We start from the raw sequence: 22,972 nt of genomic DNA on the forward strand, positions 1-22,972 counted from the left end.
AAAGAATTGCAAGCTACAGTCCGACCAGCTGTAGGGTGCAACGTGTGCCTGACTTGGGAGGTCCCTCCGCATGCTGCAGGCATGAAACCCTTCCTTGGCATATAAAGATACATGAATGTTCGGCTTACCTGGGAATTAGCGTGAAAAACGTATAGTGCAATGACAAGAAGGGTTGCTATCTGATTGGTTTTCAAAAGGAAGCCCCGGCGCACAAGACCGGGGCTTTGTTAAAGTGGAAAGCTACTAATGTATAAAGCCATATAGAACTTCAGTGATGCTAGGATTTGACGATCACGTTGGTAGTGCCGCCTCCTGCCAGCGATAGGTTAACAGGAGCGTTTTTCTGCCAGGCACCCGCAGTGAAGTCGGGCACGTCTATGGAGTTGGAGCGGTTGGCCACAGACCACTCGCTCAACAGGCCGACAGCCGTCCAGGAGGCCGCGTCGTACACGTCCTGGTCCAGTGGCAAGCCGTTGCGCAGGCAGTCGATCAGGCGCCAGTCCATCATAAAATCCATGCCGCCATGGCCTCCGATCTTTTTGGCCATCTCCCCGATTTTCTTCACAATGTCAGGGGTGTACTGCTCCTCCAGCGCCTTCACCTCTTCTGGCTTGAGCCAGCCGTGGCCCGTGGCAATCTTCTGCTCCGGCCACTTGCGGGCAATGCCTTTGGTGCCGCTCACCAGGTGAATTCGGGAGTAGGGACGAGGGGAAGTGACATCGTGCTGAATCATGATGGTGCGGCCCATTTTGGTGCGGATGGTGGTGGTGTTCATGTTGCCCCGGTAGGTGTCCTGCACAAAGCCTTTATAGAAATTATCGCCTTGGGCCCGTTTCTGTGCCTCCTCATACATCATAAAGTCATCGCTGGAAACGGAGGTCAGGTAATCCATCACATCGCCGCGGTTAACGTTCATGACCTGGCAGATAGGGCCTAGGCCGTGGGTCGGGTAGAGGCTGCCGTTACGGGTCATGTTCTGCTTGAGGCGCCACATGTCCTGGTAGCCCTCTTTATCAAAGTTCAGGTCCACCAGTTGGTGGATATAGGCACCCTCGCCGTGAATAATTTCCCCGAAGTAGCCTTGGCGTGCCATGTTCAGCGTCAGGATCTCGAAGAAATCGTAGCAGCAGTTCTCCAGCATCATGCAGTGCTTCTTGGTGCGCTCTGATGTCTCCACCAGCTGCCAGCATTCCTCAATGGTGGTGGCGGCAGGAACCTCCACGGCGGCGTGCTTGCCATGCTCCATGGCGTAGACGGCTTGCGGCGTGTGCAGGTGCCAGGGCGTGGTGATGTAAATCAGGTCAATATCATCTCTATCAACCATTTCTTTCCAGGAGTCCTCTTTCCCGGAGTATAATGTAGGGTTGTGTGCTGAACCAGTCCTCTCCTGCAGCTGCTTTTTTACTTTTTCGGCCCGCTCGGGAATCAGGTCGCAGAGCGCTTTGATTTCTACGCCTTCTATGTTGCTCATGCGGTATACGGCGCCTGGGCCTCTCATGCCTAAGCCCACGAAACCGACACGCACCTTGTCGAGCTTAGGAGCGCTGTAGCCGCTCATGTTAAACTGCTGCGTATACTTGCGTTTAGCCTGTTGCGCAATCTGTGCTAGGTTAGACTGTGCTTGCTCTTCTACGGCGCCGGTGGCACAGCCTCCCAGCAAGCCCGTGCCGGCGATGCTTATCCCAGCCAAGCCTGAAAGCTTTAAGAAATCTCTGCGGTTGCTACTCATGGTGATAAAGGTTAGATGTTTAGCTGATATGCTTATTGATTGAGTCAAAGGATGCTGAAGCGAATGAGATGCGGCCAAACTGCTCTGGCCTATGAAAATCTGGCTCAGGCGCTTCGATCGGTTGCCAGGCCAGGTAATGGGGTGCGGGCAGGTCTTCTCCGCACTTGTAAAAATTGCCCCGTGCCTGCAAGCCGGAAAAACGCTCCAGCTGGTGCTCGGAAAATACCCATGCCGGTATCCGCAAGGTCAGTTCCCAGGCTTTACCGGTGCAGCCATGGTTGCATACTTTCAGGTGTGCCAGGTGCTCAATTGCTGAAACGATACTGGCGGGCAGGAGCTTTCGGTTGTCTCTGCCCCGGCCATAAGCTAGTAAGCATGTACCCAAACAGTTTACCTCTAAGTTGTAGTAGGTGCCATCGTCGCCAAACGAGAGAAAGAACTCTACGCAACTGTCTTTGTATACCGGTTCATTTATGCTTCTGTACCTGGCCAGCACAGTTTCTTCCTCTACCTTATACTTAAGGTAGAGGCAATCTTGCCCATGGGCCATAACAAAAGCCACCTTAGGCAGTGGCTCTCCATTTGTCCACAGCGCCACTTCCAGGTACTGTGCCGGGAGCTGGTCGAGCCTGTCGGACACGAGAGCAAGCGGGCTTTCATGCGGCAGGTCAGGTATGAACGGAACTGTCAGGTGCTTCATCTTTCTTGTTGCTGCGCAGCGGCGGCTGTTTTAAAAGCATGCGCTGTTTGTTGTATCGTATGTAGCAGGAGTTCGCTGTTCTCTTCAAGTACCTCTACCAGCCTGAACTGCGCCCGGGCCCGCTGCAGGTTGTGTTCCGGAAAATGAATTTTGTAGTAATGGTCCCCCTCAATGTAATCTGTTAGGAAACGAACTCCCATGATGTAAGGCAAGAGCCTTACCCCAGGCTCCAGGGAGTTTACTTCCTCCTCGGTAAGAAAGGCACTGGTTTCCTGTAAAAAACCTTCCGTGAAGGCTCTAAACAACTCGTAGTCCACTTTGATTTTGCTCAAGTCCTCTTCGTCTTCGGCAGCTTTGTTGACTGTGGTTCGGATAGCGTCGCCATAGTCATAAGCCAGGAAACCAGGCATGACGGTATCCAGGTCAATAACACAGAGCGCTTTGTCATGCCTGTCGAGCAGCACATTATTGAACTTGGTATCGTTGTGCGTGGTGCGGAGCGGCAGTTTCCCCGCACGCCCAAGCCTGCAGATGGAGCTCATCTCCTCACCACGCTGCCATACAAAGCGCAGCTCCTTGTCTACCTGTGCTACCCTTCCTGCAGCATTCAGCCTGGTGGCTTGTGTTAGCAGGCGCAGGCGGTTCTCGATGTTGTGGAAGTCTGGAATGGACTCGTGCAGCTGGCTGGCATCCAGGTCTGCTAAAAGTGCCAGGAACTTACCGAAAGCCTTACCTCCTTCGTAAGCCTGTTGCGGTGTTTCAACAATATCATAACTGCGGGTGCCTTCCAGCAGCAGGTAAACGCGCCAGAAGTTACCATCCGGATCCCGATAGTAGCCTAAATTGTCCTGCGTTGGCACCAAAGTCAGCACCTCCTCGTCTGGGCGAGCACCGGGTATATGCTGTAGCTTTTGACGAAGGTGTAGGGTCACTAGCCCGATGTTCTCCATCAGCAGAGGCACGTTTCTGAAAACGTGGTGATTGATGCGTTGCAGCAGGTAGTTAGGGCACGTTGGCTGATCATTCGCTACAGCATAAGTGTCATGGATATGGCCTGACCCATAGGGGATTATGCTAGCTACACTTCCCTCTAGCTGAAAGTGAGCCAGAACGTCCCGAAGCTTTGCCTCCGCCTGTAGGGCGATTGCTTTACCGGGATGTAGGGTAAAATCGTCCCACAGAGGACGGGGGTACACATTTGCCTCCGTGAGTAACCTTATTTGCTCGGTCGTGTGGGCCTTGTCCTGAGGATAAGTTACGCCAAACCATTTTTCAGGGGTAGGTATTACCTGGACGCGTGCAAGGCCGGCTGACAGCACCTGGTTTACCACCGACGGCAGGTAAAACTCAGCCTTCAGTTCCTGTCCCTTTTCATCCAGGAACTCCTGCAGGTACTGCTCAAAGTATGGAAGCACAGATGGCTTAAAGGCCATCAGGTTCATGGATACCAGCTCTTCCCCATCCAACTCCCAGTGCTGTGCGTGCTCGTCCTGCACTGTGATACTCCCGTCAGTGGAGCGGGTGATCTGTGTAAGCTCTGTCAGGGAGGCCAAGGTATGGTCAGGGCCGAGAGAGCAGATGCCGCGCGACACACTGCCATGCTCGGAGAGCGTATTGCGTAGTCTATAGCCAATCAGGCCATATTCCTTCAGGTCCGTGCTCTCCTGTAAAAAATCGGATGCTAGCTTAAATGATTCATAGCCGTAAAAGTCATCTGCGTTTATGACGGCGAAAGGGCCCTGTATCTTGGCAGAGGCTACCCAGACGGCATGCGCTGTTCCCCAGGGTTTAACGCGCCCCTCAGGCACATGGTATCCCGCTGGCAGCATGTCAAGTTCCTGGGCGACGTAAGCTACCGGAATGTGTGCCGGCAGTCTCTGCTGCATCACTTCCTTGAACTCCTGCTCAATTGATTCCCTGATAACGAACACGACATTGCCGAATCCTGCCTTCAGGGCGTCATGTATGGAGTACTCTATAATGGTTTCGCCATGGGGGCCAAAGGCATCGAGCTGCTTAAGGCTGCCGTATCGCGTTGCCATGCCTGCTGCCAATATAAGTAAAGTAGGGCCTGTATGCATGTGATAAAAAGTTATATAGGAACGATGGATTTCCCCATCTATAGGTATTCTGCAAGCAAGGAAATCCCCAAGAGCTGACACGCTTCATGGCCATAGCACCCCTGATCTGTATGGGAACTGCAACGGTGCCTGGGCGTTCATAGGGCCAGGCACCGTTGCAGGGAAATACTGCGGTACCAGAACGTCCCTGACTGCTTGCCGTTTGGAACCCTGTTTTAAAAGTAAACAGCCGGATTCTACAAAACAAGAAAAAACTATATTATGTTTACGAACACGCAAGCGATAAATCCAATATTAGCTTGGTTGTGGGCCCAAAAAACATAGGCATTACCGGTCAGGGCACTTGCAAAAGGCGGAGGCATGGAAAGGGTAGGGCAGCAGGCGATGCTTATTTTGTTCACAGAAGCTCATGCCGCACCTCCTTTGCCGCGCCGGGCAAGGCCCGATGGGTACAAGCGGTATGGCGTGAAGGGTAGTTTAGGACCTGTCTTACCTATGTATGTTTCTGGGTCTCCACGAGTTGCGACTCCACGGTGACTTTATAGTAAGCCTGCCGCGGCTGTTCTGCCTTGGTACACAGGAGGTCGAGTAGGATCTCAGTGGCCTTTAGACCCTGTTTGTAAGGATACTGCTCCACCGACGCGAGCGGAGCGTGATCCATGTAGGCAATCATAGGAAGGTTTGCATAGCTGACGAACTCCAGATGTAGCTGAATGCCTAATTCCTTGGCGTGCTTGCAGGCATGAAGCCACACATAATCATTGAAGGTAACGATGGCGCTCACCTTCCGCTTACTGGCCATCAGGCTATCAAAAGCCGCCTTGGTTCCGGTTTCTGTCAAATCGCACTCAACAATAAGCGATGGGTCATACTTTAGCCTGTTGTTGAGCATGGCTTTGACATACCCTTCTCGTCTTTCTGTGCTAGCAAAAAGGGTGTGGGGGCCGTTGATCAAGCCAATGGCACGGTGCCCCTTTTTTAAGAGATAGGTTACAGCCTCCGCTGTGCCCGTAACCAGATTGCAGCTAACCGAGTGTACGTCCTGAACGGGTGGAATGCGGTCAAAAAACACGACAGGAATGTTACACTGGCTGAGGCGGCTGAAGTGTTCGAAGGAAGAGGTTGTTTTTGCCACAGAAACCAGTAAGCCATCCACCCGGTGACTTTTCATCTTCTCCACCAGTTGTTTCTCCTTTTGTGTATCATCGTGGGACTGTGCCAGCAATACCGTGTAGTTTCTCTTGTAGGCAGTGTCTTCTATGGCGGTGATGGCCGAGGAGAAAAAAGCTTCTGAGAGTTCCGGTAAGATAACGCCAATGGTGTAGGTTTTGCCCTTTTGGAAATGCACAGCCGCATGGTTGCGCTCATAGTTAAGCTCCCTGGCTAATTGCTTCACCCGCTGGCTTGTTTCCATGCCTATGCTCGGATGGTCATGCAGCGCCCTGGAAACAGTTGATGTGGACACACTCAAGATTTTAGCGATTTCTTTGATAGTGACGGGTTTACCTGGCATCTTGCAAACGTCTAGTGGTTTCTAAATATAAAATTTTAATAGCTTAATAGAAAGCGAATTCTTGTCGAGAACCGGAATAGGAGATGATTACAAGGAATATAACTTTTTTATTGTGTGTTCGCGCACAAGTTTTATATTTGTTGAACCTCATTATATTTTATTTCTCAATAGGTTGGTGATTAAGGTGCAAGAATGCCCCTGCGACCGCAGGGGCATTCTTTTTTATGTCTTACAGGTACTTACTAACCCAAGTGCCTGTAAGACAGTAGCCTGCCTTCGTGAATAAGGCCCTGTATGCTGCCGTAACTGCATCGCCGTTCTTGAGGTAGCAAACCGGCTGCGCGATCAGATACCGTAAAGCTGCTGCTGCATGCAGGCGTGTTGTCCAGTGGTGGCAGGGGGGCTTTAAAGCTAGTACAGGCTATGGCTCCAAGCTCTTCGCAAACGTTTGCGGAGAATTTTCCATGCGCGTACACACACCTTCACCCGGTTGCTACACATGGTTGTTGAGCTAGCTGCCTGAAGAGTGATTTCTGCGTTGCTAAAAAAGGCAGCGGGTTTAAATTGCTGTATAACAGATATTTATAGTGTACAACCGTGTTGGCGCACTTCTGCTGGACTGCCTCTCGATCGCCCTTGTTGTGGGAGATCGCACCGCTTCGGGCTCTAGTTCACAGGCAAATCTGTTGAGCTGGCCTACTGTGTTCAAACAACGTTGTAGTCATGCCCTTTCCTAACATGCTAAGCAAACGTTTGTGTTTTCTTTTCCTGGCTTTGCAGCTTGCTTTAGCGGCTAATATATGTAACTTAAAATGTGCGTTAACGAGCACAGGCTTTAACCTACACCTAAACCTATACCTAAATTAATCTAATGTAACCAATCCCCAAGAAGCATGAAACAGCATTACAGAAAAGATGGAGTCATTCGGAACAGGGTGTCCCATCTGTTTGAGCACTGCTCCCCGCTACTCGCCAGAACCTTACCTTTATGGGTAGGATTTTTTCTCCTGCTCTTTAATGTTAGTGTCGGCCATGCCCAGGGGCGGCAAGAAGTAAAGGGTAAGGTCGTAGATGAGCAGAACCAACCCCTGGTGGGGGTTACAGTGGTTGTAAAGAACAGTACCATCGGAACCGCCACGAGCATGGATGGCAGTTTTAGTATTGCCGCGGCACCTACAGAGGTGTTGTTGTTTTCCTACATCGGCTATCAGACACAGGAAGTAGCAGTGGGAAGTCAGTCTACTATCAACATAACCCTGAAGGCAGACGCCAAGAGCCTGGAAGAGGTGGTCGTGGTGGGGTACTCCAGCAAATCTCAGTCGGAGCTGGTGAGTTCTGTTTCAGTCGTGAGCGGCAACGAGCTGCGCGACGTGACCACTAACAACACAGCTACTATGCTTCAAGGGAAGGCCTCTGGTGTCACCGTGTCGAGTACCAGCGGCCAGCCCGGGGAAGCGCCTAAGGTGCGCATCCGGGGTACAGGTTCAATCTCAGCCGCCGCTGACCCTTTATATGTAGTGGATGGTGTGATTGGGGGGACTGCTAACCCAACTGACATTGAAAGTATAACAGTACTGAAAGATGCCGCTGCAACAGGCTTGTACGGCTCCAGGGCAGCCAACGGTGTGATCGTGATTACTACCAAACGCGGCAAGGCCGGAAAAACCCGCGTGTCCTATAACGGCACGACAGGGGTGAGCCGACGCACCACCGGAAACTTTGAGGTAATGAACGGGCAGCAGCTCTTCGACTACGCCAACAACCTGTACCAGAACGATTACGCCGGCAAACGCAATAGCCATATTGCAGCCTTATACCAGACAAACCCTAATCCGTCTGAAGCCGAGATCAACGCATACCTGGCGTCGAAGAACTTCCCGCTGACCTATGGAGCCTATGTTAATGGTGTGCTGCCAGGTGAACCAGGTAACACGAACTGGCTGGATGAAGCCTTCCGCACCGGCATCACCAACAACCACCAGCTTTCTGTATCCGGCGGTTCTGAGAAAACAAGGTTCTACATCAGCGGAAACTACTTTCAGGAGGAAGGTACGGTCGTAAACACCAGCTATGAGCAGACCAACTTCAGGGCCAACATCGACCACGACATCCATGACAAGCTCACAATTGCAACCCGTGTGAACGCACAGTTTAACAACCGTGATAACGACCCTTCGGGTGCCATTTACCAGTCTTTCATCAACATGCCCTGGGACAAACCCTACGATGAGGATGGAACAGTAAGGTATGTGGATGCCAACACGGCAGGATGGTTTGGCCGGGACAAGAGCAATTTCCTGTATACCAGCCAGTATAATTACAACCGCAGCAGGGGGCAGATGCTAGATGGCGACCTGAAGCTAGAATACAGAATGACCGATTGGCTTGCCTTCTCCACCACCAACCGCTACAGCACGAGCAACTCCCGCTCCGAGTCAAACAGCGACTCGCGTACACCCGGCGGAAAGGCGTCGAACGGCTCCCTGAGCAATTCTTACGGCTATAGCAACAGCTTTCTGACATCAAACCTGTTAACAGCTAATAGGCACTTTGGCTCCCATAACCTGCGGGGTATTTTAGGTGCTGAGTACCAGAAGAACTTCACCGATGGTATGAACGCCTCGGGGCAAGGAATCTTTCCGGGCCTAGAGGTGCTTGATGCGGTGGCTACGCCCGTGAACATTGGCGGGTACAAAACGGAGAGCAAGTTTATGTCGGGCTTCCTGAACATGGATTATGATTTTGACAGCCGCTACTTTGCCACTGTTTCCTACAGACGCGACGGCTCCTCCCGCTTTGGGCGCGACAAGCGGTTCGGGGACTTCTACTCCGTGGGGGCTGCCTGGGCTATCTCCGGTGAAGACTTCTTCCAGGGACTTGCCTCTACGGTTAACCTGCTCAAGCTCAGAAGCAGCTATGGTACCACCGGTAACGCCAACATTGGTGATTTTGAGGCGTTGGATCTTTATCAGTTTAACGTGCAGTATGCTGACCTTCCAGGTGGTTTCCCGCGTCGACTCGTAAATCCGGACCTGACCTGGGAGAAAGCCCATACCTTGGATTTTGGGGTGGAAGTTGGTTTGTTCAACAGGATTGACCTTGCGCTTGATTTCTACAACAGAACAAACAAAGGAATACTGCAGCAGGTGCCGCTTTCCTCGGCCACGGGCTTTTACTGGCAGACGCAGAACATCGGCTCTGTTAGAAACCGTGGGCTTGACATAGAGGTGAGCACGAAGAACCTGCAGGGTGCGCTGGCCTGGGAAACAGACTTTAATATCTCCTTTAACCGCAACGAGGTACTCGAGCTGTATGATGGGCAGCCGATTGATCAGGGCAGCCAGCGTATTGAGGAGGGGAGACCGATTGGCTCCTGGTTTATGAGAGATTGGAAGGGAGTGGACCCGGCCACGGGAGATCCGCTCTGGTTGCTTAAAAAGTATGATGCCAGTGGCAACTTTGTGGGAGACACGGTAACCAACTCCTATAATAGTGCCACCAGGGTTTATACCGGCACCACCACGCCTAAGTTCGCAGGTGGTATACGCAACACCTTTGCCTACAAAAGCTTTACGCTGTCGGCCTTCATGAACTTTGTGTATGGCAACAAAGTGTATAATTATAACCGGGAGCTTTTCGATGCCGATGGTGCCTACCCTACCTACAACAGCATGGTGCTGCAGGATGGCTGGAGCCGCTGGGAGAAAGAAGGCGATATCGCCACACACCCCAGGCCTGTGTTGAACGGCAACAGAGCTTCTAACAAAGTCTCATCACGCTATCTGGAAGATGGCAGTTACCTGCGCCTGCGCAACATCACCTTGTCCTACGGCATGCCTGAGTCCGTTACCAGTCGTCTAGGGGCAGAGGGCCTTCGCCTGTTTGTAAGCGGCGACAACCTGTGGACCCTGACAGACTTCTCCGGTATGGACCCTGAGGTGGACCTGACCTCAGGTTACTCTACAACCCGCTACCCGGGCAGCAAGAAACTTATGTTCGGCGTTAACATCGACTTTTAACCCAAAACCACAGAGCCATGAATTTTGAATTCAGAAACTATCTATACCCGGCCATTCTTAGTGCTGCATTGCTTACGGGTTGTTCCGATGACCTGGACATAAAGCCGTACGATGGCCTTACCATAGACCAGACGACCAGTACGCCGGAGGGGCTGAAGGCCGCCACCATTGGTAATTACAACTACCTTAAAGACCCCTACTACACCCGTAACTTCCACATGCTGGTGGAGTATCCCAGCGATAACGTGGCGCTGAGCGGCACCACCACCGACCCGTTGTTCTACGCCTACAATTATCAGCACCTTACCTCCATGGGGATTACGGATAACTTCTTCCGGAAGGCCTACCAGGCGATCTACGGCACCAACGTGGTGATCGAGAAGCTGCAGGAGGGGCAGTCAGCGGAGTTGGACCAGGTGCTGGGGGAGAACTATTTTTTGCGGGCCATGGTGCACTTTGACTTGGTCAACATCTTTGGCCGGCCTTACGCGCAGGATGGCGGGGCTTCGCTGGGGGTGATGATCCGCAACAACACGGATATCACCGACCTGCCGCCGCGCAGCACTGTGAAAGAGGTATATGAGTTCATCGTCAGGGACCTGGAGAAGGCCGCCGGTCTGATGGGTAGTACCAAGAGCAGCAGCTTTGCCTCCAAGGAGGTGGCGCTCGCACTTCTCTCCAGGGTGCACCTGTATATGGAGCAAAACGAAAAGGCCATTGAGTATGCCGATCTGGTGATTAACTCCGGCCGCTATACCTTGCTGCCCACCGCTGACCTGCCCAATTACTTCACCTACGCCAATGAGAATAACAAAGAAACTATTTTTGCCATCAAACACACGCTGCAGGATGATCAGACGTGGGGTTCGCTGGGTTCCATGTACCTGAACGACGGGATGGGCTATGGGGAGATGTATGCCTCTGAGAGCTACCGTAACCTGATCGGCAAGTTTGAGGAGGACAGGCGCCGGGAGTTTATTGTGCCGGTTTATGAGCGCAATGCCGACGGCTCCATTAAAACGGGCGCAGACGGTAAGCCGGTATTGTCGACCAGAAACGGGTATCCGAAGTACTACATCACCAAGTATTCTTACCAGGAGGGTATTGTTACGCTGAGTTCTCCGGTGTACCTTCGCCTGGCAGAAATGTACCTGAACCGTGCTGAAGCCAAGGCCAAACTGGGCAACGACGAGGACGCGCTGGAGGATGTAAACCTGATCCGCAGAAGAGCGGGCTTGTCGGGTGATGCGCTATTCTCGGCCTCTAACATGATGGGCTATACAGATGTGCTAAATGTGGTGCTGGACGAGCGCCGCCTGGAGCTGGCTTGGGAGGCGCAGCGCAAATATGATGTGTTCCGAAACAAACGCACCATGGAGCGTAATTATCCAGGTACGCATCTCCCTTCTGGCTCGAATACACAGGAAATCCCTTACACGCATCCGCGTGTGGTGTACTTCATTCCGGAGCAGGAAATTGTGCTAAACCCAAAACTAGAGCAGAATCCTTAATTTCCTGAAGAATAAAGAGGAAGCAGGTGGACAGGATCCCCCAAGTGGGGGTACTTGTCCACCTGCTTTGTAATGATCCTGCTCTTAAGCATACAGCATAATGCATAGCAAGACCACCGTTATTATCAGCTTGGCATGTGCCATGTGGATGCTGATAGGCTGCAAGGCTAATGAAGCTCCAGTTAGTAGGAGTGAGCTGTCAGCGGCAGCCACGACACCCCAAGCAGCCTTTGTGCCCATCGGGGGTAACACCTGGAAGTCCAATAGACAGGCAGCGGGTGGAAGGGTAGACGTGCAGGGTATTACCAACTGGTCCAATGAACAAGTGTACTTTACCACTTACGTCAGGGTAGCCAAACAAGGGCCAGTGAAGGTGTGGCTAAACCTGCGGGTACCGCAGGGCAAAACCAGGCTCCAGCTGGAGGCGTTGGAAAAGGCCGAAACGGTAACAGTGCAGGGCACTGCCTTGCAGGATCATTATGTGGGGGAGTGGCAGGTAGTCGACACTGGTTATGTGGCGTTCACCATAAGAGGCATTGACAGGAAAGGAAGCATCTTTGCCGACGTGGCAGCTATAAAGCTGGAAGGAGAGGCGGTTGATGCGCAAACAAAGTACGTGAAGAACAATGAAGGTAACTTCTATTATTGGGGCCGTCGAGGGCCTTCGGTGCACCTGAACTACCCCTTGCCGGATGAAACAGACATAGAGTGGTTTTACAATGAGGTAACCGTGCCGGAGGGTAGCGATATGATCGGCTCCTACTTTATGGCAAATGGCTTTGCAGAAGGGTATTTCGGTATTCAGGTGAACTCGGAAACAGAGCGGCGTGTGCTGTTCTCGGTTTGGAGCCCTTTCAACACCGATGATCCTGAGAGCATACCCGATGACCAGAAGATTCAGCTCCTGAAGAAAGGCGATGGGGTCTTCACCGGCGAGTTCGGCAATGAGGGCTCGGGCGGGCAAAGTTACCTGAAGTATAACTGGAAGGCCGGTACGACGTATAGGTTCCTGCTACAGGGGAAGCCTGATGGCGTTGGTTATACTTCTTTTACAGCCTATTTTTACGCCCCGGAGCGTGACCAATGGATGCTGATTGCCAGCTTTAGGCGGCCGCAAACAAACACCTACCTGAAACGCATCCACTCGTTTCTAGAGAACTTTATGCCCGAGTATGGTGATGCGGAGCGAAAAGTACTGTTTTCAAACCAGTGGGCCCGCGACGTGAACGGCAACTGGGTTGAGCTGACAAAGTCCCAATTCACAGCAGATAACACCGCCAGCGTCGGCTATAGAATGGACTATGCCGGAGGCCGGGCAGGTGCTGATTATTACCTCCGAAACTGCGGTTTCTTCAGCGACTATACACCTATAGGAAGCTGGTACGAAAGACCTGCGACAGGCAGCGTGCCACAGATCAGCTTAGAGAGTTTAGTCTATATGGCTAAGTAGCCTGACGAGCCTTATTTGCGCTTAGGACATGGCATGCCGGGTGCACTGGGACAGAGCTTAGCTGCAAAAATGGTGAGGAGTGCCCTGTCGCCCAACGACTGCATAAATCTAATCTTTAGAGTTCGATTGCAATAAGAGTAGTTAATAGCTATATATTGTGAGCTCCCTGGCCCATGACATGCTCGAGGTGCTTCAGCCGGTAGGGGAGCAAGAGGATTTGTTTAGCCAAAGATAACCCCACTAGCAGCATTAGATGCGACTGGATCGTTGCAGGTCCTTACAAACAGAGCGCAGGAAGTAACCGGGGAATCATCTCCTGCATCTGAAGCCCTGGAGTTGGCGCGGTACCGCCTTTGCGGCAGTTGATTCAATCGGCTGGTATATACTTTCAGCCTACCCCTCAGGCAGCATGAGGTCTTGCGAAAGAAATGTGTATGATAAGCAGTTTGTAGTAATTACATTTGCTCCTATAATCAATGAAAGTTGATTTGGATTTGATGAGAAGAACGTCGGCACTTGCCGGCGTTCTTCTCGTTTATAGCCCTGGCACATGACAGGCCATCTATATGGTACTTGGCATGAGCATGCAAAGACAAAAGCACTGATATGGATCCTATCCTCAACGAACTGCAGCAGGCGACAGAAGGCCTGTTTTTCCGGAGCGAATCCGACTACCCTTTCGAGATCGTGGACATGGGACGGGCCGAGCACCTGGACCCGACGCCCGGGCAGCTGCTCACCATGCTCGACAGGCCCCAGGACACGGCGTCCGAGGTAGTGGACCTGCCTTACTTTTTGCGCAACATGACGCGGGTGCGCCCCGAGCACAGCGAGGCTATGCGGCAGGAGGCCGAACGCTTCCAGGCATTGGAACAGCTGCTGACCGCAAAGCTCCGGCACGTGAAGGTCATCCGGCTGGGGAGCGTAAAGGTGGAGGCCTTTATCCTGGGCAGCACGGAGAAAGGGCGCCTGGTGGGCCTGAAGACCCACCTGATCGAGACCTGAGCCTTTATGTGGTGCAATTCAATAGACATAACCGTAGGGTAACAGGAAGGTAACATAAGGGAAACAGGGGCGATTAACTTGGCAGATCGGGCCGCGGCTAGGAAATTTATTCCTAACTTCGTCGCTCAATCAATCCAAATTTATCACCCTTACAATCTGTTACATGTTACAACTCTACATGCGCGGCAGACGGGCATTTGCGCTGCTGCTGTTTTTGATTTGGAGTGCGTCGGCTACCCTGCTAGCAGGCGCCGCCGCCGCCCAGACCTTTCCCGAGACCTTTGAGTCCGGCTCCAAGGGAGGCTACGCCACCGGCTCAGTGGAGCTGGGAAGCGGCACCTGGACACTGGACGATGCACTGATCGGTAGCACCGACTCAGACAAGAAGGAGGGCGAGAAGTCCGCGCGCATCCGCAACACCGGCAAGCTTACCATGAACACCTTCCTGGAAGGGGGCGCCGGCACGGTGACTGTCCGCCACGCCATCTACGGCAACGACGCGGGTAGCGGCTGGGAGCTCTGGGCCATGGCCAACAATAGTGCCTGCGGCTGCGAGAAGTGGACTAAGGTAGGCGCTACCGTCATCTCCTCTTCCTCTACCCTGGAGACCGCTACCTTCACGGTGAACACCACGGCGCCAGTGCGCTTTGAGCTGCGCAAGGTGTCGGGCGGCACAGCCCGCATCAACATCGACGACTTTGCCGTGAGCGGCTACGACCCGACCGTGCCACAGCACCCGGACAACGACCACCTGGCCCTGGGCAATCCGAGCAACGCCGTTACTGACGTCAACTCTCCCAATAACTACCTGATGCGCAAGCCGCAGTACGCGCTCTCCTACAGCCGTGAGCGTGCCACCCCGAACTGGGTGAGCTGGCACCTGGACGCCGGTGACCGTGGCAGCGCTTCACGCCAGGACGACTTCCGCGAGGACCCGACGCTTCCGGCTGGCTGGTACCGCGTGAACGAGAACAGCTACCGTGGCAGCGGCTTTGACCGTGGCCACAACACGCCTTCTGCTGACAGGACCGCCACCGTGGCTGACAACTCGGCCACCTTCCTGATGACCAACATGATCCCGCAGGCCCCGCAGAACAACCAGCAGACCTGGAACAACTTTGAGCAGTACACCCGCTCGTTCATTAACTCGGGCTATGAGGTGTACCTGATCATGGGCAACTACGGCGTGGGCGGCACCGGCTCGAACGGCGGCACCACCTCTACCATTGACCAGGGCCGCGTGACGGTGCCGAACCGCGTGTGGAAAGTGGCTGTGATCCTGCCGGTTGGGGACAACGACGTTTCCCGCATTTCAGCCGAGACGCGCATCATCGCCATCGATACCCCGAACTCGAACAGCATCAACTCAGGCTGGGGCGCCTACCGCGTCTCTGTCGATGAGATCGAGGAGGCGACAGGCCTGGACCTCTTGTCTAACCTGCCCGAGAGCGTGCAGGCTGTTGTGGAGGCCAAGGTGGACAACGGTCCGACGAACTAACCTAACATCCAGGGAATATAAACCAGACATCAGATGAGACATTTCTATAGATCACATGCTTACCGCCATGGCCTGCTTGCCCTGGCACTGGCCCTGCTGCTGCCGCTTCTGGCCGTGGCCCAGACAAAGGAGCCTTACCGCCTGAGCGGCGGCAACTACACCGAGCGCTATGACGCCATAGCAGCATGGGCGGCCGACTTCGCCTCCGGCCAGGGGGCTGCGCCTTACCAGGCCGCCACACCGAGCCCGGTGCTGCCCTCGCAAAATAAGGTGTTCTCCTCCGGCACAGGTAGTGGGGTGCAGAAGGGCTCGGAGAGCATTGTGCTGCTGGCCACCGGCTCCACAGACGGGCAGAACGCGGCAGCCTTCGACCTGCTGCTCGACTTCTCCGGCACCAGAGCAGGCATCCTGAGCCTGGACTGGGCCTCGGTGAGCAACTCCACGGGCAACCGTAAGGCTACCTTCAGCATCCAGGCCAACACGGGTGCGGACGGCACCTTTGAGGAGCTTGCCGGCACCACGGTGGAGATCACCAACAATGACCCCACGAACGGCGCCCTGACCAGCATCGCGCTGCCGAGCGCCTTTGATGGCAAGGCAGACGCCAGGCTACGCTTCTTTTTGATCACCTCCTCCGGGGGTACGACAGGCAGCCGTCCGAAGATGAGCCTGGACAACCTGGTGATCACTTCCACGCCCACCGAAGGGGAGCCGGGCACGACAGATCCGGGTACCACAGCTCCGGCCGTAGCGCTCTCTAAGACCTCCCTGCCGGACTTTGGCCAGGTGGAGGTGGGCGCTGTCTCCGCCGGGCAAAGCTTCACGGTGAGCGGGGAGAACCTGAGTGGGGACATCACCATCACGCCTGCCGCAGGCTTTGAGATCCGCGTGGGAGACAACGCCTTCGCCTGCTGCGCCATCACGCTCGGCCCTGAAGAGGGAAGCCTTGCCAGCACCACCGTGGAGGTACGCTTTGCGCCGGGTGCAGCCGAAGCCTTCACGGGCAGCATCGAGGTGTCCGGCGGTGGGGATGAGGCACAGGCAGTAGCCGTAACAGGCACCGGCATAGCGGCCCTGTACCCGGCCACGCTGACCAGCGCGACTGTCACCGAGATCACGACCAGCTCAGCCGTGGCAGGCGGCACGATCGCCTCAGATGGCGGTAGTGAAGTTACTGCCCGTGGCGTGGTGTGGTCCACGGAGGTGAACCCGACCACAGCCGATTCCAAGACAGCCGACGGTACCGGCTCAGGCGCTTTCACCAGCACAATCTCCGGCCTGATGCACAGCACAGTGTATTATGTGCGCGCCTACGCGACTAACGCCGTGGGCACTGTTTATGGGCAGGAGCGCACCTTTACCACGGCCGCCGTACAACTTGCCGCAGAGCCTACCACGGCACCGGAGATCGCCATCAGCGAGGTGACAGGTGCTTCTTTGCTGCTGACCCTTTCCGGCGGTGACGGCGCCAAGCGCCTTGTGCTGGCGCGCCAGGGCGCGGCGGTGGACGCCAGCCCAGCGGATGGCACGGCCTATGCCGCAAACGCTACCTTCCGCCAGGGCCAGGAAGTTGGCACCGGCAACTTTGTGGTCTACAACGGTACTGGCACCGAGGTGGAGGTGACAGGCCTGAGAGGGGCCAGCGAGTACCACTTTGCCGTGTTTGCCTATAACGACAATGACACTGAATTTGCCCAGAACTACCTGACCACCGCTGTGGGCAGGGCCAGCGCCACCACACCGGAGGCGGCAGGCTTCGTGGCCTTTGAGGAGAACTTCAACTATGCGGCAGGGGAGCTGCTGACAGACAACGGCTGGGCGGCCCACAGCGGCGGCTCCACCAACGCCATAGCGGTGGCCTCTGAGGGCCTTTCTTACGAGGGTTATCCTTCCAGCGGCATTGGCAACAGCGCCTCTTTTACAGCCAGCGGACAGGACGTGAACCGCTCGTTTGAGGCGATTGGCCCGGGCACGCCTGTCTATGCTTCCTTCCTGGTGAACGTGGCCACAGCCAGCTCGGGAGGGGACTACTTCCTGCACCTGGGCCCGTCCAGCCTGGGCACCACCTTCCGCAACCGCGTGTACGTGCGCGCCAGCTCAGAAGGCAAGGTGCAGTTTGGCATCAGCGGCAGCGGCTCTGAGCAGGCCTACACCACCACCGAGTACAATGTGAATACTACTTACCTGCTCGTGACCAAGTACGTATTTGACGAGACGGGTACCACAGCCACCCTCTACGTGAATCCGGCTGGCACGGAGCCGGCAGCAGGCCAGGCTGAGCTGGCAGAGGGAGCCGACAAATCACCGTCCGACATCGGCACGATCGCCCTGCGCCAGGGCTCCGGCTCACCGGTGCTGACGATTGACGGCATCCGCGTGGCCACAGACTACAGCCTGTTGCTGGGCGTGGAGGCATGCCAGGCGCCGGCGACGCCGACTGTTGCTGCACAGGGCATGGAGCTGACGGTGACCAACCCGGCAGAGGGCACTGTATCTTACCAGTGGTACCTGAACGGCACGGCCATCGAAGGCGCCACGGGCATAAGCTACACGGCCACCGAGGCTGGCAGCTACTCAGTGATTGCCCTGGCCGGCGAGTGCAGCTCTGAGGCCTCTGCCGCGCAGGAGGTCACGGTGACGGGTATTCAGGACAAGCTGCTCAAGAAAGGCGTGGCGGTCTACCCGGTTCCGGCCACGGACAGGCTACGCATCCAGGCAGGCGAGACAGGCCAGGGCACAGCCACCATCAGGCTGTACGACCTGCTGGGCCGCCAAGTACTTACCCGCCAGGCACGCACCAGCGGTGAGCTGGATATCGTGCTGGAGGTAAGGAGTCTGCGCCGCGGCACCTATGTGCTGGTGGTGGAGACACCGCAAGGCTTCATCACCCGGAAAGTGATGCTGCAGTAAAAGTGCTGCTGCAATAAGCAAGTGAGGAACAGGGCGGGGTTGCGTGAGGCAGCTCCGCCCTGCTTGTTTAGGTAGCGAGTATGTAGAAGCATTATCGACACGCCATGATCCCGGGAGCAGGGGGTACTGCCGCAATAGGAAGGCAACGTGTGTACCTGTACCCAAGTTTTGATGTGGGGTGGGCATAGCTTGTTGGGCGTTCTTTCAACCTGTGCTAGTAGTGGGCTTTTGCTCGTTGTAAGTGCTTTTCCGCATCATGGCAGACGGGAAGAATTGAAACAGATAAGGCAAACAGTTTTCTGCGGCCTTTCGCTGAGCTTGATGCGGTTGCGGTAGGAGAGCTTGACTTTGGCCACTCTGTGGAAGGCGGATTTCAGTGTCTTTTCCATAATCATCTTTTTTTTGAGTGTGCGGAATTGATCATGGTGCCCCCGCCGCCTTCGGCGCCGGAGGAAGGGCAAGGTGGAGGCGGAGAAAATGCGGAGGGTCCGCCCTCGGTGGATACCCATTTTGTCTGCACGACCTTGCTCCCGTGTCCGGCCCTGAAGGCTACCTTTGCCCCAGAATGAATGTCGGTTGGATTTTTGCTTTGAAGTGGCCCGTATGGGGAAGGATCAAGGAAGTGCGCCTCACTTCCAGGCGGTGCAGGCAGTCCTCACTAAGGGAGAAAGCCCTCTTCTTCTTAGCAGGGCTCAGTGATAAATGGGCGGACCGGGAGACAGAGGAGGTGGTGAGCGAGGATCCATATTCAAGGGCTCGCGGATTGAGACGCGTAATGACAAAGCTTTCATAAAACGTACTGGGTGGTTTTTTCATGAGAGTAGGGTAGTAAACGGAGCAATGCCTGAAGTGCTGCATGTACGAGCGCTTGTTTGGCAACCCAACGCCAATTTCTATACCTTAAGGAGGGCTTCATGCGTTTTAGGATTAAGGGAAGGAAAATGAAAATAAGGATGGTTTGAAGCGGTTGTGACAGAATGGGAAAGGACGCAAGCTAAAGGCTGTTGGGGAGGCCTGTAAGGTGTAAGGCCAGTTCCATAGCAGTAGCATGGAGACATGAGGCGTTTCGTTGACAGAACAATTTCATTTCCTCTGTATCTATACCTTCTTCTATATCGTTGAATGCCCATGCTAGTTAAATGATCCAAATTTTTATTGGGCACCTTGCGTTGTCCTGCTAACTAAATACACTTTAACCTAGTAAAGCCCAATTGTTAAAACTCAAGGCATGCTGTTAAAAAAAACCGAAAGAAACCTCCTCTTGCTGCTGCTTTGCTTTGGTCTGCTTTTAAGCGGATGTTTTAAAAAGCATAACGGGGCAGAGGAAGATGAGCCAGGCACCACGGACCTACAGAGAAAGACAGCAGAATCCAACGCACCTTCCTCTACTACTGCTACCGCCTCTGCCGAGCAAGTAGACGTAAATGTGTATCTGGAAATCTCGAATGGGATGAAAGGATTCATGCCAACGGCCTCAGCCGGAAAAGAGGCTACCGCTTTCCAGAATACCCTCCTCAACATGCTCTCCGAAGTACAGGATGGGCGTTATGTGGTGCAAAAAGGCTTTTATCTGGCCAAGGAAGACGCGCAGAGTCGGCCGGTGCTGGACAGTGTGTCGTACAATACGATGAAAAGCTACATCGTTAGTGGTATCAGGGATGATGTGCGCGGTACGCCACTTCCAGGGATGCTAAAGGCGGCACTGCAAAAGTCTATCGACCAGGGGGCGGTAAGTATAATCATCTCCGATTTTATACATGGTCCGAGCGATCAGGGCCAGTTTATCTCGCTAGATGCCGATATCAGGAGCAGCCTGAGAGAAGTCGAGCATCAGGGCTTGGCCATCGCCATGTTTGCCAACGCATCCGAGTTTTTTGGCACATACCACCCGGCCGTAAAAAAGCCGGATGTAAGAAGAGCGCTGAACGGGGAGGAAATCCCCTACTATATCTGGGTAATCGGGCCGCAGCAGGAAGTGCAGGTGGTCACAAGCAGGGTACTACGGAACCTGCCGCCGCAGCAGGCGTACTTCGGTTTTGCGTATGAGGCTGTGCCATTTTCGGCCCTACTGAAGGAGAGGGAATTCAAGCCAGCGGGTGTGGTATACTGCAGCAGTCGCAACGCTGATCCCTGCACCTCTGTTCACCTGCAGCCGGAGAAAGAGGAGCCCGTGGAGTTTACAGTTGGCCTGGACCTAAGCGGGCTGCCAATGTCCATGCAGCAGGTTGATTACCTAAAAAAGCACCTGACGATTAGCAGCAATGGCAGCAGGGCAAGTATCGTCTCGGTTACAGCGGCCGATGAAGGGGTGAAAGCCACGCCCGATTTGGCAAAGTATACACATTTTCTGCGGTTGAGCGTGCCGCAGCTAACGGCTCGTTCCGGTTCTATTTCCATCCAACTGCCGCAGGTAAAGCCGAATTGGATTGATGCCTGGACAACGGATAATGACAATAACCCAGCGGCGGACCCGAAAAAGACTTATAAGTTAAATGAAATAGTAGATGGCGTTCAGGCACTGTACCGTGACCAGCGCGACTTCGTTTTTAGTGCAACCATACAGTTTAACAAAGCAGATTAACACGCATGATACAACAGTTCTTTTCCGGGCTCTACGAAATAGTTTTGGGCCGGCCTATTCCTGCCAACTTTACCAACGATTACCGCGAAGTCGTGTTCCCGAACACAGGGCTGATGCTGTTTATCATTTCGCTGGCAATGGTAGTGGTGTACTACTATGTGCTGAATCGCATGATGAGTACGGGTCTGTACAAAACCCAGCACTGGGTGATGTTCCTGATCCTGAACGCAATCATTGCCTTCATTATACCAATCACACAGGTGACGGGCAATGAGATCGAGACGCACGCTTATACCTACATGTTCGCTTTTGTGAATGTGGTATACAGCCTCATACTTTTCTTCGTTTTCTCTATACTTCTTAAAAGGGGCTCCGTGCAGGCATGGACAACCCCTATGAAATGGCCTAACAAAAGATAACTATGGCAAAACTTTTTGTATTTGGAATTGGAGGCACTGGCTCCCGTGTGATCCGCTCGCTAATCATGCTCATGGCGGCAGGTGTCAAGGTGCAGAACTGTGATAAAATAGTACCGATTATCATTGATCCTGATACCCAGAACGGCGACATGAACCGTACTGTGGAGCTGCTGAAAACTTATAAGCACATACACAACGCGCTGGGCCAGCGCGAGGAAGGGTTTTTTCATACCGACATCAGCACGCTCTCCAGTATTGCCGGCGATGGCACGGCCAAGATCCGCGACAGCTTTGTGTATGATTTCGGGGGGATCAACAAACCTTTCAAAGACCATGTGGGCTACAACCAGCTGGATGTGGAGAGCCAGGCGCTGATCGACCTGCTGTTTACGCCCGAGAACCTGAACAACAGCCTGGATGTGGGCTTCAGGGGCAGCCCGAACGTAGGCAGTGTGGTCTTGAATGAAATCATTGACTCGCCTGAGATGCGTTTTTTTGCGTCCAACTTCCAAGCCGGAGACCGTATCTTCTTTGTAAGCTCCATCTTTGGGGGAACAGGCGCAGCCGGTTTCCCGCTGTTGCTCAAGAACTTCAAGGACCCGCGTACCGGCTTGCCGAACGCAGCGAGTCTGAATACAGCGCTGACGGGGGCGATGGTGGTGCTGCCCTATTTCTCGTTAGAGCAGCCTGCAGCTAGCGTGGACGCGGATTATATTGATTCCAACACCTTCACCACGAAGGCTAAGGATGCGCTTTCCTACTACCAACATCACCTGAACGGCGTGAATGCAGTGTACTATATGGGCGATACGCCGGACAAACCAATGGAGAACAACCCGGGCCGGGCGAGCCAGAAAAACGATGCGCACCTGGTGGAGTTGCTCAGCGCCCTGGCGATTGTAGATTTTATGGATTACTCCGACGATGAACTCTATGGCAATGAGACCTATCATGAGTATGGGTTGCGGGAGGATGTGAGCCGTGTACAGTTCCAGCACCTGGATAGCGAGACCAGGGATAAAATTGCCAAGCAGCTGATCCGTTTCCATTACTTCGAGCGCTACTATACCATGTTCTTGCCCGGTGATGCGCAGGCGGCCTACGCGAAAGGGGTGGACCTGACGAGCGCGATCCGCAACGAGCCGGCGTTCAAGGAGCTGAACAAATTCCTGACGAGCCCGGAGTTCGGCTACCAGGCGTGGCTACGGGAGCTGAGCCGCAAGGAGCGAACATTTGCCGCCCTAAACCTGGACGAAACCGACTTTAACCGGATGGTTTCGGACAAGCAGGTAGAGACGGGCTTCCTCAACAAAGGCATCTACCAGGGGGCCTTTGTAAAAGAGCTGAACCGTGCCGCTGAATCCGTTTCCGAGCGTGATGCTTTCAAAGCTACGATCAAAGCGTTCGAAACCGCCACAGAAAGGCTGGTGGAGGAGAAGCTGAAGTATAGTTAAGAGAAACTAACCTTTTCCATGCAAGACCTAGAGCTGGACGTATAACTGCTGCTCCAGCCAGTATAAACAATGCAGGGCGAGCGCGCTCACCTTATTCTTTAC

General features: G+C 54.1%; 13 protein-coding genes. 9 read left to right on the forward strand and 4 right to left on the reverse strand.

Annotated features, from left to right (window positions below):
• Positions 1–277: 277 nt before the first annotated feature.
• The 4 genes from PKOR_RS16150 to PKOR_RS16165 all read right to left on the reverse strand — a co-directional run bounded on the left by PKOR_RS16150 (position 278) and on the right by PKOR_RS16165 (position 6,023).
• Complete coding sequence (locus tag PKOR_RS16150; RefSeq protein ID WP_046312103.1) at positions 278–1,729, reverse strand: Gfo/Idh/MocA family oxidoreductase; 1,452 nt, start codon at positions 1,727–1,729, stop codon at positions 278–280.
• A gap of 19 nt (positions 1,730–1,748) precedes the next feature.
• Positions 1,749–2,429, reverse strand: a complete 681-nt coding sequence (locus tag PKOR_RS16155; protein WP_052738908.1) for a carbohydrate-binding family 9-like protein — start codon at positions 2,427–2,429, stop codon at positions 1,749–1,751.
• Entirely contained in the window at positions 2,426–4,510 is a 2,085-nt protein-coding gene (locus PKOR_RS25325) for a phosphotransferase (protein WP_262501788.1), read from the reverse strand. The genes PKOR_RS16155 and PKOR_RS25325 overlap by 4 nt, the downstream gene beginning before the upstream one ends.
• A 493-nt stretch (positions 4,511–5,003) precedes the next feature.
• Entirely contained in the window at positions 5,004–6,023 is a 1,020-nt protein-coding gene (locus PKOR_RS16165) for a LacI family DNA-binding transcriptional regulator (protein WP_046312105.1), read from the reverse strand.
• An 893-nt stretch (positions 6,024–6,916) separates the two neighbouring features.
• Between PKOR_RS16165 and PKOR_RS16170 the strand changes: the two genes are divergently transcribed.
• The 9 genes from PKOR_RS16170 to PKOR_RS16215 all read left to right on the forward strand — a co-directional run bounded on the left by PKOR_RS16170 (position 6,917) and on the right by PKOR_RS16215 (position 22,870).
• Positions 6,917–10,042, forward strand: coding sequence for a SusC/RagA family TonB-linked outer membrane protein (locus PKOR_RS16170; RefSeq protein ID WP_052738909.1), 3,126 nt, complete (start codon positions 6,917–6,919; stop codon positions 10,040–10,042).
• Positions 10,043–10,059: 17 nt separating this feature from the next.
• A complete protein-coding gene (locus tag PKOR_RS16175; protein ID WP_052738910.1) occupies positions 10,060–11,553 on the forward strand; it encodes a RagB/SusD family nutrient uptake outer membrane protein in 1,494 nt (497 codons plus the stop codon).
• Between the two features lie 100 nt (positions 11,554–11,653).
• On the forward strand, positions 11,654–13,003 hold the full coding sequence (locus PKOR_RS16180; protein ID WP_148561721.1) for a DUF3472 domain-containing protein: 1,350 nt from the start codon (positions 11,654–11,656) through the stop codon (positions 13,001–13,003).
• 606 nt (positions 13,004–13,609) lie between these two features.
• Positions 13,610–14,008: a nuclease A inhibitor family protein gene (locus tag PKOR_RS16185; protein ID WP_046312108.1), complete on the forward strand. Its 399-nt coding sequence runs from the start codon at positions 13,610–13,612 to the stop codon at positions 14,006–14,008.
• A gap of 163 nt (positions 14,009–14,171) precedes the next feature.
• The gene (locus PKOR_RS16190; protein WP_046312110.1) at positions 14,172–15,506 is read left to right on the forward strand and encodes a DNA/RNA non-specific endonuclease; all 1,335 of its coding nucleotides are present in this window, start codon (positions 14,172–14,174) and stop codon (positions 15,504–15,506) included.
• A gap of 33 nt (positions 15,507–15,539) precedes the next feature.
• Positions 15,540–18,416 carry a T9SS type A sorting domain-containing protein gene (locus PKOR_RS16195; RefSeq protein WP_046312111.1) on the forward strand — a complete coding sequence of 959 codons (2,877 nt, stop codon included), beginning with the start codon at positions 15,540–15,542 and terminating at the stop codon, positions 18,414–18,416.
• Positions 18,417–19,644: 1,228 nt separating this feature from the next.
• On the forward strand, positions 19,645–20,997 hold the full coding sequence (locus PKOR_RS16205) for a hypothetical protein (RefSeq protein WP_046312115.1): 1,353 nt from the start codon (positions 19,645–19,647) through the stop codon (positions 20,995–20,997).
• A gap of 5 nt (positions 20,998–21,002) precedes the next feature.
• Positions 21,003–21,416 carry a hypothetical protein gene (locus tag PKOR_RS16210; RefSeq protein ID WP_052738911.1) on the forward strand — a complete coding sequence of 138 codons (414 nt, stop codon included), beginning with the start codon at positions 21,003–21,005 and terminating at the stop codon, positions 21,414–21,416.
• Positions 21,417–21,418: 2 nt separating this feature from the next.
• Complete coding sequence (locus tag PKOR_RS16215) at positions 21,419–22,870, forward strand: hypothetical protein (RefSeq protein ID WP_046312116.1); 1,452 nt, start codon at positions 21,419–21,421, stop codon at positions 22,868–22,870.
• Positions 22,871–22,972: the final 102 nt, after the last annotated feature.

It is taken from the genome of Pontibacter korlensis (assembly GCF_000973725.1).
Taxonomy (GTDB): Bacteria; Bacteroidota; Bacteroidia; order Cytophagales; family Hymenobacteraceae; genus Pontibacter; species Pontibacter korlensis.

Bases quoted from the DNA above. Each gene is read 5' to 3' on its own strand.
- PKOR_RS16150 (WP_046312103.1), bottom strand. From the start codon at position 1,729: ATGAGTAGCAACCGCAGAGATTTCTTAAAGCTTTCAGGCTTGGCTGGG.
- PKOR_RS16155 (WP_052738908.1), bottom strand. From the start codon at position 2,429: ATGAAGCACCTGACAGTTCCGTTCATACCTGACCTGCCGCATGAAAGC.
- PKOR_RS25325 (WP_262501788.1), bottom strand. From the start codon at position 4,510: ATGCATACAGGCCCTACTTTACTTATATTGGCAGCAGGCATGGCAACG.
- PKOR_RS16165 (WP_046312105.1), bottom strand. From the start codon at position 6,023: ATGCCAGGTAAACCCGTCACTATCAAAGAAATCGCTAAAATCTTGAGT.
- PKOR_RS16170 (WP_052738909.1), top strand. From the start codon at position 6,917: ATGAAACAGCATTACAGAAAAGATGGAGTCATTCGGAACAGGGTGTCC.
- PKOR_RS16175 (WP_052738910.1), top strand. From the start codon at position 10,060: ATGAATTTTGAATTCAGAAACTATCTATACCCGGCCATTCTTAGTGCT.
- PKOR_RS16180 (WP_148561721.1), top strand. From the start codon at position 11,654: ATGCATAGCAAGACCACCGTTATTATCAGCTTGGCATGTGCCATGTGG.
- PKOR_RS16185 (WP_046312108.1), top strand. From the start codon at position 13,610: ATGGATCCTATCCTCAACGAACTGCAGCAGGCGACAGAAGGCCTGTTT.
- PKOR_RS16190 (WP_046312110.1), top strand. From the start codon at position 14,172: ATGTTACAACTCTACATGCGCGGCAGACGGGCATTTGCGCTGCTGCTG.
- PKOR_RS16195 (WP_046312111.1), top strand. From the start codon at position 15,540: ATGAGACATTTCTATAGATCACATGCTTACCGCCATGGCCTGCTTGCC.
- PKOR_RS16205 (WP_046312115.1), top strand. From the start codon at position 19,645: ATGCTGTTAAAAAAAACCGAAAGAAACCTCCTCTTGCTGCTGCTTTGC.
- PKOR_RS16210 (WP_052738911.1), top strand. From the start codon at position 21,003: ATGATACAACAGTTCTTTTCCGGGCTCTACGAAATAGTTTTGGGCCGG.
- PKOR_RS16215 (WP_046312116.1), top strand. From the start codon at position 21,419: ATGGCAAAACTTTTTGTATTTGGAATTGGAGGCACTGGCTCCCGTGTG.